The organism is Paenibacillus sp. Marseille-Q7038 (assembly GCF_965111595.1).
The window spans coordinates 421428-435311 of sequence record NZ_CBCOOM010000002.1 but is presented as its reverse complement, the minus strand read 5'-3'; the positions used below and the strand labels follow the sequence as shown (position 1 = coordinate 435311).

Below are 13884 nucleotides of genomic sequence, written 5' to 3'. Positions count from 1 at the left end.
TTCCTACTCCTCTATTAATTAAGATCTACCGGCAAGATGGTGGACAGCTGCGAGCAGCGCCGACACTTCTGCCTCCGTTGAGTTTACACCAAAACTAGCTCTTACTGCTCCTCGATCTAAAGTTCCTGCGCTTTCATGTGCTAACGGGGTACAGTGGTAACCCGAACGTACTGCGATGCTGTATTCCCGATCAAGCCGGAAAGCTAACTCGGCAGAATCCATACCTTCTATATTAAAAGATACAAGTCCGCTTCTCGGCCACCCTTTTCTTGGTCCAAGAATATGCGATCTCGGAATCTTTTCTAATTCCTCTATTAAATATTGGGAGAGTGCCCACTCATGTTCATAGATTTGATCTACCGTCAAGGATAGTACTTGTTCTATTCCTGCCCTTAGACCAGCATAACCTACCACGTTTGGTGTACCAGATTCATAACGATCCGGCCTAACTGTAGGTTGACCTATTGCTTCTGATTGACTACCTGTCCCTCCGTAAAGCAGTGGCTTCACATCAAGATTAGGATGAATGTAAAGTCCACCTGTTCCCTGTGGCCCAAGCAAACCTTTATGCCCTGGAAAAGCTAACATATCAATGCCCATCTTCTCCACATCAATATGCAGAACTCCCGCACTTTGAGCTGCATCTACGAGCAAAGGTATCCCATATTTCCGAGTAACAGCACTAATGTCTTGAACTGGAAGGATACTTCCTAGCAGATTAGAACTATGAGTTACTGCTACTAATTTGGTATGGGGACGGATCTGGCCCTCAAGCATATCGACAGATATTTGGCCTTCATTTGTAAGCGGTAGATAATCCACTTCAATCTGCCCGAGCGATTTTAAGTATTCTAAAGGTCTTCTTACCGAATTATGTTCCATCATTGTTGTAATGACATGATCGCCTGGTTTCAAAATCCCTTTTATAGCTAGATTTAAACTCATTGTAGTATTAGAAGTAAGTACAATATCATTTGGATTATGAATCCCAAACAGCTTTGCAATAACACGGCGAGTATTAAATAATACCCGACTTGCGTTAACAGACATTTGATGACTTCCTCTGCCAGGATTTGCACCTGCTGTTTCCATTGCCTGAAGCATGGCTTCTTTTACTACTTCCGGCTTCGGCCATGAGGTAGCAGCGTGATCCAAATATATGATTTCTTTCATTTCCCTACTCCTCTACAAAAGAAAATGACATATCTTTTCTTCCTACCTGAGGTAAGAGGACGATATGTCATTACACTAAAGACTTACTTACCCATTACCCTCATATTCATGTGTATTGATGATAGGTTAGACATGTAGATCATTCGAGAAGTCCATCTATTGAAGTAATTCTAAAAGTCTCTCTAAATCTTGTTTGCTGTAATAGTTTAGTTCAATCTTTCCTTTTTCCTTGTTAGCTTTAATCTTTACCGTAGTCTTAAAACGATCACGCAGACTTTCCTCAACTGTTTCGATATAAGGATCTCTTCTCTTCTGCTTAGATTTAGATTTACTTTCGTTTCCCTTACGATCCAGTTGTTGAACGGCTTCTTCAAGTTCTCTAACGCTCCATTGCTTCTGGATACATTCCTCTGCCAGTTCCTTTATTACCTTTTGGTCCTTGAGACCAACAATAGCCCTTGCATGCCCCATGGATAATGTTCCACGTGAAACATAATCCTTTACTTCTTCCGGTAAGGATAACAACCGCAGAAAGTTAGCAATATGAGATCTTGATTTACCAACTTTTATAGACAGCTCTTCTTGAGTTAGAGAGAACTGATCCATAAGACCTTGATAAGCTACAGCCACTTCCATTGCATTTAGATTTTCACGTTGCAGATTTTCAATAAGTGCAATTTCCATAACTTGCTGTTCGGAAAAATTGCGTACTACTGCTGGAACTGTTGATTTACCGCAATATTGAGATGCACGAAAACGCCTCTCACCAGCTATAATTTCAAACCCTTTAAGCACACTGCGTACAATAATCGGCTGAATGACTCCATGCTGACGAATAGATTCGGCCAGTTCTTTTATGGATTCTTCATCAAATGTTTTTCTAGGCTGATAAGGATTTGCACGAAGCTGGCTGAGTGGTATCTCCACAACTTTGTCATCGTCGTTGATCGAAAGCGAAGGTAGAAGTGCATCCAAGCCTTTACCTAAACGCTTACTCATATGAAATCACTTCCTTTGCCAACTCTAGATAAACCTCAGCTCCCCTTGAGCGAGGATCATACGTAATAATAGACTGTCCATGTGATGGTGCTTCACTAAGCCTAACATTACGTGGAATAATCGTTCTATAAACCTTTTGTTGAAAATACTTCTTCACTTCTTCTATAACTTGAATCCCAAGGTTAGTACGAGCATCAAACATCGTAAGAAGAACGCCTTCAATTTGAAGAGAAGTATTCAGATGTTTCTGTACAAGTCTAACGGTATTTAGGAGTTGACTTAAACCTTCCAGGGCGTAATATTCACACTGAATTGGAATAATAACAGAATCGGATGCAGTCAGTGAGTTAATTGTAAGCATCCCAAGTGAAGGAGGACAATCAATCAAGATATAGTCATACTCATGTTTGATCATCTGCAGAGATTTCTTCAGACGAACTTCACGAGAGATGGTAGATACAAGTTCAATTTCAGCACCAGCGAGCTGAATTGTTGCGGGAATCAGATGGAGTCCCGGGATATTCGTTTCGACAATTGCTTCTCTAGGATGTATTTCTTCAATGAGAACATCGTAAATACAGTAAGCAACATCTGCTTTATTAACACCCACACCGCTAGTTGTGTTGCCTTGGGGATCTATATCTACAAGAAGCACACGCTTGCCAAGTGAAGCCAATCCTGCACCCAGATTAACAGAGGACGTTGTTTTTCCTACTCCGCCCTTCTGGTTTGCTACGGCAATAATCTTTGACACTTTGTTCACCTCAGTATAGGAGTCATTCCTTAGGGGTACGAGATAATAGATAGTCGGCGCAAAAGCTAGAATGAACTAGATAGAAAAAGCGGCACTTGAGCCGCTGTATGTTCATTATTTACGTTTCGGAATTTGTATTAATATTTCATAATGATCTTCATGATCAGATTCTTTTGTTTTAATGTCCAAACCCGAGTCTGACACCATATCAATGGATTGTCTAATTGTGTTCAAAGCAAGTCTAACATCTTTTGTAAAAGAAACCCGTTTCGACTTCTTGATCTTGGAAGATTCCTTATAAAAAGCAACCCTGGCTTCCGTTTGTTTTACGTTCAATTCTTTAGTGATGATTTCTTCGAGTATTTTTAATTGAATCTCCAGACTATCTAAGGAAAGTAATGCCCTCGCATGTCGCTCTGATATTTTCCGTTCCATAAGAGCCATTTTCACTTCTTCAGGTAAATGCAGCAAGCGAATTTTATTTGCTATTGTGGATTGGCTTTTGCCAAGGCGCTGTGCCAGACTTTCTTGTGTTAATTGGTGCAGATCAATCAGCTTTTGATATGCCACAGCTTCTTCAATCGCTGTAAGCCCTTCGCGCTGTAGATTTTCGATAAGCGCTATTGAGGCGGCTTGGGAATCATTAAATTCACGAACAATTGCAGGGATATGTGCCATGCCAAGTTTCTTAACAGCACGCCAGCGTCTCTCTCCAGCAATGAGTTCATATTGGCCGTTTCGAACGCGGACTACAATCGGCTGAATAACGCCATGTGTTTTAATCGTTTGGCATAACTCTTCAATCTTCTCGTCATCAAAAATCGTACGGGGCTGATACGGGCTGCTCACAATTTCGTCGATTGGAATTTGTTTTACTTCTTCCCCGTTACTGCGTTCCGTCAAACCAAACAACTTCGAAAATTGTTCTTTCATTCCGTAGATTACCACCTAAATTCAAAATAGTGCCGCTTTAGGCACTTCATTGACTGTTCTCTCTTCGATTCCGTGTTGCACCTAGGCTAAGCCGTCTTCTTTATGTATGGGATTATGTTCTATGACGTTTAGACTCATTTTGTACGAAGAAACTACTTTCTCTATTCTATCACTTTTTCTTCCATAATCCTATTGTTTGGTAGTGAATTTTATCTCATTTTAAGGAAAATAGGCTTCTACTAATTTCATCATATTTATTGATTTTCAACTGAGAATTTGTAGAGATAGATTCGACATTTTTTTCTCTTTGGAGATGGGTAGATTGCTTGAGAAAAAACAAAAAAGGGAATGTTTCACGTGAAACATTCCCTTTTTATTATTTAACAAGCGGGGTCTTTAGTGGTGTTCCAGGTTTTCTAGGATACATCTTTGGAGTGTTTGCCGTTTTACGGATTAGAATCATATGCCTTGCTGACTCTTCCACCGGTAGTTGGAAAGCGTGAGTCTCTATAAGTTTACCTTTTAACTCTTTTAAACTATATGCCGCTTCTGTCAATTCTGCAGAAGGGTCGCTACCCTTCATAGCTGCGAACATTCCGTCTTTACGAACAAATGGTAAACAAAATTCATTAAGTACCGCGAGCCTTGCAACAGCACGTGCGGTAACGAGATCATAATGATCCCGGTAACCTGCGCGTCTTCCCATTTCTTCAGCTCTGCCATGAATAAGCTCTACACCTTCAAGTCCAAGAGCATCCACAAGATGCTGTAAAAAATTAATTCGTTTATTCAAAGAATCAATAATCGTCAGCTTCAAATGAGGGAAACAAATCTTCAGTGGAATACCAGGGAAACCAGCTCCAGAGCCAATATCCGCAATCGTATTCACTTCGTCCATTCCTACATAGAAAGCAAGTGAGACAGAATCATAAAAATGTTTTGTATATACTTGCTCTCTTTCCGTGATACCGGTTAGATTCATTTTCTCATTCCAAGATACAAGCTCTTTATAATAAATCTCAAATTGATCTAACTGCTTCTCGTTTAGCTCAATTTGGTGTTTTGCTAAGCGTTCTTGCAATTCCTTCTGTATATGATCCATTGTTACCCCCTAGACGCAGTAACCCGATTATAGTGTTCCAAATAAACGAGCAATATCGAAATATCTGCTGGTGTTACACCCGAGATTCGGGAAGCTTGACCAATAGAAATTGGACGAATTTTTTCTAGCTTTTGTTTCGCTTCCATTGCCAGACCATGAATCTCATTGTAGTTGATGGTATCTGGAATTTTCTTTTTCTCCATTTTTAGCAGACGCTCTACATGAGTCAGTTGCTTCTCAATATAGCCGGCATACTTAATCTGGATTTCAACCTGTTCCTTCATCTCTTCATTTAGGTCATAAGGAGAAGGGGAGATTCTTTCGATAAATGAATAATTGACTTCAGGACGTCTCATTAACGTAAGAAGGGCAATTCCGTCTTGCAAAGGAGTCGACTCTATACTTGCTAGAAGTTCATTCACTTCTGATGGGCGAGTACGAGTGGTGCGCAGACGTTCAATCTCCTGTTCTACTTTTTCCTTTTTATTAAGGAATTTAGCATAACGTTCATCTGATACAAGACCAATCTCGTGTCCAAGTGGAGTAAGTCTCATGTCTGCATTGTCATGACGCAGAAGCAGTCGATACTCTGCCCGTGAAGTAAGTAGACGGTATGGCTCATTCGTACCTTTCGTCACCAGATCATCAATAAGAACACCGATGTACCCTTGCGAACGATCTAGAACAACCGCTTCTTTTCCTTGTGCTTTACGAGCTGCATTAATCCCAGCCATAATTCCTTGGCCAGCTGCTTCTTCATAACCAGAAGTTCCGTTAATCTGTCCTGCAGTGAACAGACCTGGAAGACGCTTGGTCTCTAAAGAGGGAAGAAGTTGCGTAGGTACCATTGCATCATATTCGATTGCATAGCCGTTACGCATCATTTGTACATTTTCAAGCCCCGGAACTGAGCGCAATACTTCTAATTGCACATCTTCAGGTAAGCTGGTAGACAATCCTTGAACATAATATTCTTTTGTGTTTTTTCCTTCTGGTTCTAGGAAAATTTGATGTTTTGGTTTATCACTAAAACGAACAATCTTGTCTTCAATGGAAGGACAATAACGTGGTCCTGTTCCTTCAATCACACCCGAGAACATTGGAGCACGATGCAGATTATCCGAAATAATCTGATGTGTTTCAGCGGAAGTATACGTTAACCAGCATGGCAATTGTTCATTGTCTGAGCTTTCTGTCTCATAGGAGAAAAACTTAGGAATATCGTCTCCTGGTTGAATTTCTGTTTTACTGAAATCGATTGTATCCTTATGCACCCGAGGTGGAGTCCCTGTCTTGAAACGTACAAGTTCAAAACCAAGCTCTTTTAGATGGTCAGACAATTTAATCGAAGGTTGTTGATTGTTCGGTCCACTCTCATACATCAGTTCACCCATAATTACTTTACCGCGTAAATAGGTTCCTGTTGTAAGTACAACGGATTTAGCACGATATTCTGTTCCTGTCTGTGTAAGGACACCGACACATGTGCCATTTTCCACGATTAAACGCTCTACCATGCCTTGGCGCATCGTAAGATTCGGTTCCATTTCCATCGTTTCTTTCATCGTGTGCTGGTAAGAGAATTTATCTGCCTGTGCTCGAAGCGCATGTACCGCTGGACCTTTACCTGTATTAAGCATTCTCATCTGAATGAAAGTCCGGTCTGTATTACGGCCCATTTCTCCACCTAATGCATCAATTTCACGAACTACATGACCTTTTGCTGGTCCCCCGATCGATGGATTACATGGCATAAATGCGACCATATCCAGATTAATGGTAACCATCAGCGTTTTGCAGCCCATACGAGCTGCGGCAAGAGCTGATTCAACACCAGCATGACCTGCACCAACGACAATAACATCGAATGTACCGCCATCAAATCCCATCGTATCTTCCTCCTTGTTTCAGGGATCACTCCCCGTAATTTGTACTGCTGTATTGAAACGAAATCAGAACCTTACTGTTCTAGATTTCTCATCAAGTTCATTTCAGTGTGCTTATATAAAGCACTAAACTTCATTATATCAAAAAACATAGCGATTCCATAAGAGTGGATTCAAATTGCTTAGAAGTAAAGAGCCAAGAATAGATCCCATGGATCTAAAATATCATCCTTATTTCCCTAAACAGAACTGGGAGAAAATCTGATCGATTAGAGCATCATGCGCAGTATCCCCAACGATTTCACCGAGCTGCTCCCAAGCTAATCTCACATCAATTTGGATCATATCAATTGGAATAAACTGTTCAGCAGCCTCATAAGCATCCTGTAGAGATTGCTTCGCTTTTTTCAGAAGAGAGATATGGCGTACATTACTTACATAAGTTAAATCTGCCGATTCTAATTGCCCGCTAAAGAATAATTTCGATATTGCTTCTTCAAGCAGGTCAATACCTTCTTCCGCTTTTACAGACATCGGTACAATTAATTCTGGATCAATATATCGTTCTAATATGTCGCGATCAATTTTGGTTGGTAAGTCCATTTTATTCAAAATAACAATGGCCTGTCTGCCTTTAATCTGCTCCAGCAGTTCAAGTTCATCCTCATGAAGCGGTTCTCCCGCATTCACTACCATTAAAATCAGATCTGCTTCCGTAAAAGCAGTTCGAGAACGCTCCACACCAATCTTCTCGACAACATCCATAGTTTCCCGAATACCAGCAGTGTCCAACAGTTTTAATGGAATATTATTAATGGTTACAAACTCTTCGATGACATCCCGAGTTGTCCCTGGAATATCTGTGACAATCGCACGGTTATCTTGAGCCAGTGTATTAAGGAGAGAAGATTTACCTACATTGGGTCTTCCAACGATGGCTGTTGTAATTCCTTCTCTTAATATTTTCCCTTGTTCTGCTGTTTTTAACAGCTTATCAATTTCATTCATAACATGAGACGATTTTTCTTTGATGAATTCAGAAGTAAGTGATTCTACGTCATGCTCTGGATAATCAATATTCACTTCAATATGTGCCATTGTTTCCACAAGTGTATAACGAAGATCACGTATCTTTGTAGAGAGAGCTCCCCCCACTTGTTTCAAAGCAACAGAAAAAGCACGATCTGACTTCGAACGAATGAGATCCATAACACCTTCGGCTTGAGATAAATCAATTCTCCCGTTCAGAAATGCTCTTTTGGTAAACTCCCCTGGTTCAGCCACTCGGATATCGAGCATAAGCAGTAAATCCATAATCCGTTTTACTGAAATAACACCACCGTGCGAGCTTATCTCTACAACATCTTCTGTTGTGAAGGATCTTGGGGCTCTCATCACGGTAACAAGTACCTCTTCCACCTTTTCTTCTGTCTGTGGATTGATAATATGTCCATAATGAACAGTATGAGATTCCGCTTGTTCAAGTGGTGTTTTACTTTTTACAATCTTACCTACCTCTTTTATTGCATCTGGACCACTTACTCGAATGACAGCAATCCCCGCTTCACCTACAGCTGTAGAAATGGCTGCTATTGTATCACTAATCATCTATGTTCACCTTCCCTTATCCATGCTTACGATCTATATTCAAGTTATCAAGACTGTTATATTCATTATTAACTAGATTTAGGCTGCGTACCCTGATTATGAAAAAAGCAATGGCTTCTGCACGGGGCAGGAAGCCATTGCGTAATCGCATGAAATCACATGAAGCTTATTTAAGTGTAATAACCACTCTACGGTTAGGCTCTTCGCCCTTGCTAATTGTATTCACCTGACGATGATTCTGAAGTTTTGCATGAATCACTTTGCGCTCCTGGGAAGGCATGGGTTCAAGCACCACTTCTTTTCCTGTTCGAATCACCTGTGAAGCCAACCGGTCTGCAAGTTCTTCTAATGTCTTTCGGCGTCTTAATCTGAAATTCTCCGCATCAAGAATAATCCGTACAAAACTGCTTGAGTGTTTGTTTGCCACAATATTCGTTAAATATTGCAAAGCATCTAAAGTCTGGCCTCTACGTCCAATAATAAGACCAAGGTCTTCTCCGGTAATATTAAAAATCTTACCATCCCTGCTTTTTTTTATCTCAATCTCAACATCAAGACCCATACCCGCAGCTGCTTCTTTCACGAAATTACTCGCTTCAACATATGGATCTACATCATTAGATATATTAGTATCTAGCTCAGTCGATATTGAAGATGTTAGCTCAGAAGTACGGATCAGAGCAGAATCGGGCTCGTTTTGAAAAGATTCTTCTGCCTGTTTTGGCTTAAGTGTCAATTCTACTTTGGCTGGCTTAACACCAATGAGACCTAAAAAACCTCTGGATGGCTGTTCTAAGACGTTTAACGTAACCAAATCTCGACTGACACCAAGTTGTGTCAGACCTTGATCTACAGCATCTTCTATCGTTTTACCTGTCACAATGACGGTGGTCATATGGAACGCCGTGCCTCCTTCGCCACTTACTGATCTGATAAACCGGACAATAATTATTTATTTATATTATTTTCTCTTCTTTTTCTTTTTCTTCTTCGCTTGAGAACCTACACCATTCGTAGTTACAACTCCAGCTTGTCCTTTTTTGGAAGAGCCTTTTGTTCCCTCAACATTCGCAGCAGCTACAAGCTTGTCGTTGTTGCGATAGAGGAAGAAGTTTTGAATGATGGTATAGATGTTTGAGTAGAACCAGTAGAGCGGCAATGCCGAAGCAAACTGGTAGGACATAATAAACATCAAGATTGGGTATACCCAAAGCATAAACTGCATAGGACCTTGCTGTTGTGATGGATTTTGTTTCATCATGTACCATGTTTGGAAGAACATCGATACGGCAACAAGCACAGGAAGTATAAACAACTTATCTGGGGAACCAAGTTCCATCCACAAGAAAGTATGCTGGCTAATATTTGAGTTATAGAGAATCGAGTTATAAAGAGCGATATAAATAGGCATCTGGATAATCAGAGGCAAACAACCCGCCATCGGATTGACTTTATGCTCTTGGAATAGCTTCATCGTTTCCGCTTGAATTTTTTCAGGGGTATCCTTATACTTCGTTTGGATTTCCTTAATAAGCGGTTGAATCTTTTGCATGTTTCTTGAACTTTTAACTTGTTTAATAGTTAGTGGAAGGATTAACGTACGTACGATAATAACCAGTACGAGAATTGCTAGTCCATATTCTCCACCAAACAGCTTAGCAAATGTGTCTAAAGATAATGAGAACCAATAAACAACGTTACTTTTCCAAAAAGATTCACTGTTTTTAAGGTCTTCTGTAGTAACATGAGTTGTATTAGCAGATGTACAACCCGATAGTACAGCAACTAAAGCAATAACAGCGATCAGGAGAATCCACTTTTTCCCCTTCAATGACTTGAGTCGAGACACTTGATAACCCCTCTCTTAACCTATCCATTCCACCGTAAATAATACCATAAGTAGAAGAACAAAGAAACGCTAATTCGAGCGTCTTTCTGCCTTGAGCAGCGAAGCTTTACGCAAGACATGAAGCAAGCTTTTCTCCATCTCTCGGTAGCTCATCGAAACTGCTCCCTTTCTTACGATAAATATGAGATCCATATTCTCAACAATTTCGGCTTCATGATGACGAATAATTTCTTTAATCATTCTTCGCATGCGATTGCGGACAACCGCATTCCCTATTTTTTTGCTGCAAGATACGCCGACACGAAACTGCTCGACATCCTTGCGACGCAATCCATATACCACAAACTGATAGTTTGCTTGAGACTTACCATAACGGTATACGCGACTAAAGTCGGCACGGTTTCGTAAACGTAATCTTTTATGCAATGATCTCTTCTCCTTGCTAAGCGCGTCTCCTACATAATAAACGCATTGTTACATCCTAAAATTAAGTATGGACGATCGTAGGAAGCTATAAACGCTCCCTTATTTAAATTAGAAATTTCTTGTTTAAGAAAAAAAGACCACCGTAGTGGTCTTCATGCACGCATTACGCACTGAGTACTTTTCTGCCTTTAAGACGGCGGGCTGCCAGAACTTTACGGCCGTTTTTCGTGCTCATTCTTTTCCGGAAACCATGGTTCTTCTTACGTTTGCTAACATTCGGTCTAAATGTTGGTCTCATGTATTGCACCCCCTTAAAAGGAATCCTGTACAGATTGAACTACCTAGTAGTACATATAAACTGTTTATTTGCATAGCGCAATCCATAACGATATCTTAATTTTAATCATTTTCATCAACACAGAAAATGCCTTTATATATTTAACCATGTACAAGTCAAAAAGTCAACTGAACTACATTATATCCCATATTCATATCTTTTGATTCGTTTGTCCACATTTTTAATAAATTATTGATCTTCTGCAAGTTATACACATGTGGATAGACAATTAAATTCTTTTTATATTTTCTCTTCTACTATATAACTGAATTTAACACCCAGTAAAAATTCAATTCTTCTATTTTAAAAAAATGATTCAATTTGCTCCTTATGTTTATATGTATAAAATACAGGACATCCGCTAGAAGTATTTCTCTATTTAACCGTTTACAAAATGTTCACAGTTGAGGTAGGATAGTTGTATCAATAACTTGTATACAAGTATACATGGATGAAGTTGTCCTCATTTATTGCCGACTAACACTACCATTCGTTATCATGATGATAAAAGAGTGTAGTGTATGAATAGGAGAGTTATATGATGCGTTATCCTTCTGCTTGGCTGCAAGGCAATTCTTTAGGAGAGTTAATTGTAAGCGATTTACGGTTGCAAATTATTGATGGTACGATACCAAAAGGAGAAATTTTATCCGAGAATAAAATAGCTGCTCAGTTTAACAGCAGTCGTTCCCCCGTAAGAGAGGCGTTTAAAGCGCTTTCAAATGAAGGTTTGATTTGCTTAGAGCGGATGGGTGCCGTTGTTCTTGGACTCAGTTCAAAAGATAAGGACGAGCTTTATGATGTAAGGTATCTAATTGAAAGTTTCGTTCAGGAGAATTTGGCGAAGCAACTGCCTTATGATCTGTTAACAAAACTACAGCAAATCATCGATAAGATGGAACTTTCAATGAGACATTCGGACTTTATTGAATTTGCTTATCTCGATTTCCAGTTTCATGAGACGATTATTATCGAAGCAAATCATACTCGAATTCTACATCTTTGGAAAAGTATTCGGCAGATTATTATGACGTTACTTTTACTTACAACTGAAGAGATTTTCTCCCATGGCGAAGAACGTATCCAAGCTGTCATTGAAAAGCACCATAAGTTAATGAGAGGTCTGGCATCTAAGGATCCCGAGATCGTAGCGAATGAGGTAAGAATCTACTTTTCAGATTCACGACAAACATTGCATAAAACTTTTTAACTAATGCGTTTTTTATGTAGCTTAAATCGAAGAGATAGGTGCAAAATATGTACTTTTTCTCTCCTACAAGTTGTCGACAAGTATACAAATTGGTGATTTACCGAAAGACAGATGTTGTTGTAAGCGTATTTATTTCCTAAATAGAGGTTTCCCCCTCTACATATATCCCATCAAAAAGGAGAACATTCATCATGGAAAGTATCTTTGGCCTTAGTCATACAGCAACAATGCTGGTTTGGACTCTTCTCACTATCGTATTTTTAGTTATACTTATTTCCAAATACAGATGGAATCCGTTTGTATCGCTCCTGATCGCCGCTTTAATTTTGGGTCTCCTCACAGGCATGAATACAGAAGATGTTGTAACATCTATTACAAGCGGGGTTGGCGGAACACTCGGCACGATTGCAATCGTTATCGGGCTGGGTACGATGCTAGGTAAAATGATGGCAGAGTCTGGCGGGGCAGAACGAATCGCCACTACTCTCGTTGACCGTTTTGGATTAAAACGGGTCCACTGGGCCATGATGATTGTTGGTTTTATTGTGGGTATTCCTGTATTTTTTGAAGTTGGTCTGATTCTTCTTATCCCGATTGTGTTCACCGTTGCAAGAAAAACAGGTTTATCTATTCTGAAGATCGGAATCCCAATTTTGGCGGGTCTTTCTACGGTACATGGACTTGTTCCTCCTCATCCTGCACCTATGATTGCTATTGAGGCATTCGGTGCTAACTTAGGTCAAACCATTATGTATTCAATCTTAGTGGGACTGCCAACTGCAGCTATTGCTGGTCCTGTATTTGCTAACTTTATTAGCAAAAGAGTGGATGTAGCGCCGCCAACTGAACTTGCAGAACAATTTTCATTAAAAAGTGAACGTGAACTTCCTGGTTTCGGTATTACATTGCTTACTATTTTACTGCCTGTTATCCTTATGCTGGCTGGATCGATCGCACTGATTGTAGACCCGGAAGGTGTTAATGGTTTTTCTCATTTTCTAGAGTTTATTGGTAATGAGGTTATTGCTCTTCTTATTTCTGTCGTATTTGCTCTCTTTTCTCTTGGATTTGCTCGGGGATTCAACAAAAGTGAAATTTCCAAGTTTACAAGTGAATGTCTTGCCCCAACTGCAAGCATTATTTTGATCATCGGTGCTGGCGGTGCTTTTAAACAAGTACTTATTAATAGTGGTGTTGGTGCAGCCATTGCAGAACTCGCTACGAGTATGAATATCAATATTATATTATTTGCTTGGCTCGTTGCCGCTCTAATTCGTGTAGCAACAGGATCAGCTACTGTCGCAATGACAACCGCTGCTGGTATTGTTGCCCCAGTTCTCGCACTTTCACCAGGTGCAAGTGTAGAACTTGTGGTTCTTGCAACCGGAGCAGGATCTGTTTTCCTTTCCCATGTGAATGACGCGGGCTTCTGGATGATTAAAGAATTTTTCAATATGACAGTGCCTCAAACCCTAAAGACATGGTCTGTAATGGAAAGTTTACTTTCTGTCGTCGCGCTTGTCCTGATTTTATTGCTAAGTATCGTTATTTAATTGCTACACTTACCCTTATCAAAGGTAACAGCTTATAGAAAGAAGGCTTCCAAA

Annotated in this window: 13 protein-coding genes; 2 read left to right on the top strand and 11 right to left on the bottom strand. The window is 40.0% G+C overall.

The window, feature by feature from the left end; translation table 11 throughout:
- Nucleotides 1-18: 18 nt before the first annotated feature.
- The 11 genes from ACWPWY_RS19230 to rpmH all read right to left on the bottom strand — a co-directional run bounded on the left by ACWPWY_RS19230 (nucleotide 19) and on the right by rpmH (nucleotide 11028).
- On the bottom strand, nucleotides 19-1173 hold the full coding sequence (locus ACWPWY_RS19230) for an aminotransferase class V-fold PLP-dependent enzyme (protein WP_454193237.1): 1155 nt from the start codon (nucleotides 1171-1173) through the stop codon (nucleotides 19-21).
- 156 nt (nucleotides 1174-1329) lie between these two features.
- Entirely contained in the window at nucleotides 1330-2172 is an 843-nt protein-coding gene (locus ACWPWY_RS19225) for a ParB/RepB/Spo0J family partition protein (RefSeq protein ID WP_454193236.1), read from the bottom strand.
- The gene (locus ACWPWY_RS19220) at nucleotides 2165-2926 is read right to left on the bottom strand and encodes a ParA family protein (RefSeq protein ID WP_454193235.1); all 762 of its coding nucleotides are present in this window, start codon (nucleotides 2924-2926) and stop codon (nucleotides 2165-2167) included. The genes ACWPWY_RS19225 and ACWPWY_RS19220 overlap by 8 nt, the downstream gene beginning before the upstream one ends.
- Nucleotides 2927-3040: 114 nt before the next feature.
- Entirely contained in the window at nucleotides 3041-3859 is an 819-nt protein-coding gene (noc, locus tag ACWPWY_RS19215; RefSeq protein ID WP_454193234.1) for a nucleoid occlusion protein, read from the bottom strand.
- Between the two features lie 376 nt (nucleotides 3860-4235).
- The gene (gene rsmG, locus ACWPWY_RS19210) at nucleotides 4236-4961 is read right to left on the bottom strand and encodes a 16S rRNA (guanine(527)-N(7))-methyltransferase RsmG (protein WP_454193233.1); all 726 of its coding nucleotides are present in this window, start codon (nucleotides 4959-4961) and stop codon (nucleotides 4236-4238) included.
- A 2-nt stretch (nucleotides 4962-4963) separates the two neighbouring features.
- Nucleotides 4964-6850, bottom strand: a complete 1887-nt coding sequence (gene mnmG / locus ACWPWY_RS19205; RefSeq protein ID WP_454193232.1) for a tRNA uridine-5-carboxymethylaminomethyl(34) synthesis enzyme MnmG — start codon at nucleotides 6848-6850, stop codon at nucleotides 4964-4966.
- Between the two features lie 228 nt (nucleotides 6851-7078).
- Nucleotides 7079-8455 (bottom strand): tRNA uridine-5-carboxymethylaminomethyl(34) synthesis GTPase MnmE, encoded by a 1377-nt coding sequence (gene mnmE / locus ACWPWY_RS19200; protein WP_454193231.1) that lies wholly within the window; start codon nucleotides 8453-8455, stop codon nucleotides 7079-7081.
- A gap of 166 nt (nucleotides 8456-8621) precedes the next feature.
- Entirely contained in the window at nucleotides 8622-9350 is a 729-nt protein-coding gene (gene jag / locus ACWPWY_RS19195; protein ID WP_454193230.1) for an RNA-binding cell elongation regulator Jag/EloR, read from the bottom strand.
- Nucleotides 9351-9416: 66 nt separating this feature from the next.
- On the bottom strand, nucleotides 9417-10304 hold the full coding sequence (locus ACWPWY_RS19190) for a YidC/Oxa1 family membrane protein insertase (RefSeq protein WP_454193229.1): 888 nt from the start codon (nucleotides 10302-10304) through the stop codon (nucleotides 9417-9419).
- Between the two features lie 69 nt (nucleotides 10305-10373).
- The gene (gene rnpA / locus ACWPWY_RS19185; protein WP_454193228.1) at nucleotides 10374-10730 is read right to left on the bottom strand and encodes a ribonuclease P protein component; all 357 of its coding nucleotides are present in this window, start codon (nucleotides 10728-10730) and stop codon (nucleotides 10374-10376) included.
- Between the two features lie 163 nt (nucleotides 10731-10893).
- On the bottom strand, nucleotides 10894-11028 hold the full coding sequence (gene rpmH, locus ACWPWY_RS19180; protein WP_091159838.1) for a 50S ribosomal protein L34: 135 nt from the start codon (nucleotides 11026-11028) through the stop codon (nucleotides 10894-10896).
- A 580-nt stretch (nucleotides 11029-11608) separates the two neighbouring features.
- On the opposite strand from rpmH, the gene ACWPWY_RS19175 reads away from it, so the two are divergent.
- Together ACWPWY_RS19175 and ACWPWY_RS19170 are read left to right on the top strand one after the other, a co-directional pair.
- Nucleotides 11609-12277: a GntR family transcriptional regulator gene (locus ACWPWY_RS19175; protein WP_454193898.1), complete on the top strand. Its 669-nt coding sequence runs from the start codon at nucleotides 11609-11611 to the stop codon at nucleotides 12275-12277.
- Between the two features lie 191 nt (nucleotides 12278-12468).
- Complete coding sequence (locus ACWPWY_RS19170) at nucleotides 12469-13830, top strand: GntP family permease (RefSeq protein ID WP_454193227.1); 1362 nt, start codon at nucleotides 12469-12471, stop codon at nucleotides 13828-13830.
- The last annotated feature ends 54 nt before the right edge of the window (nucleotides 13831-13884 follow it).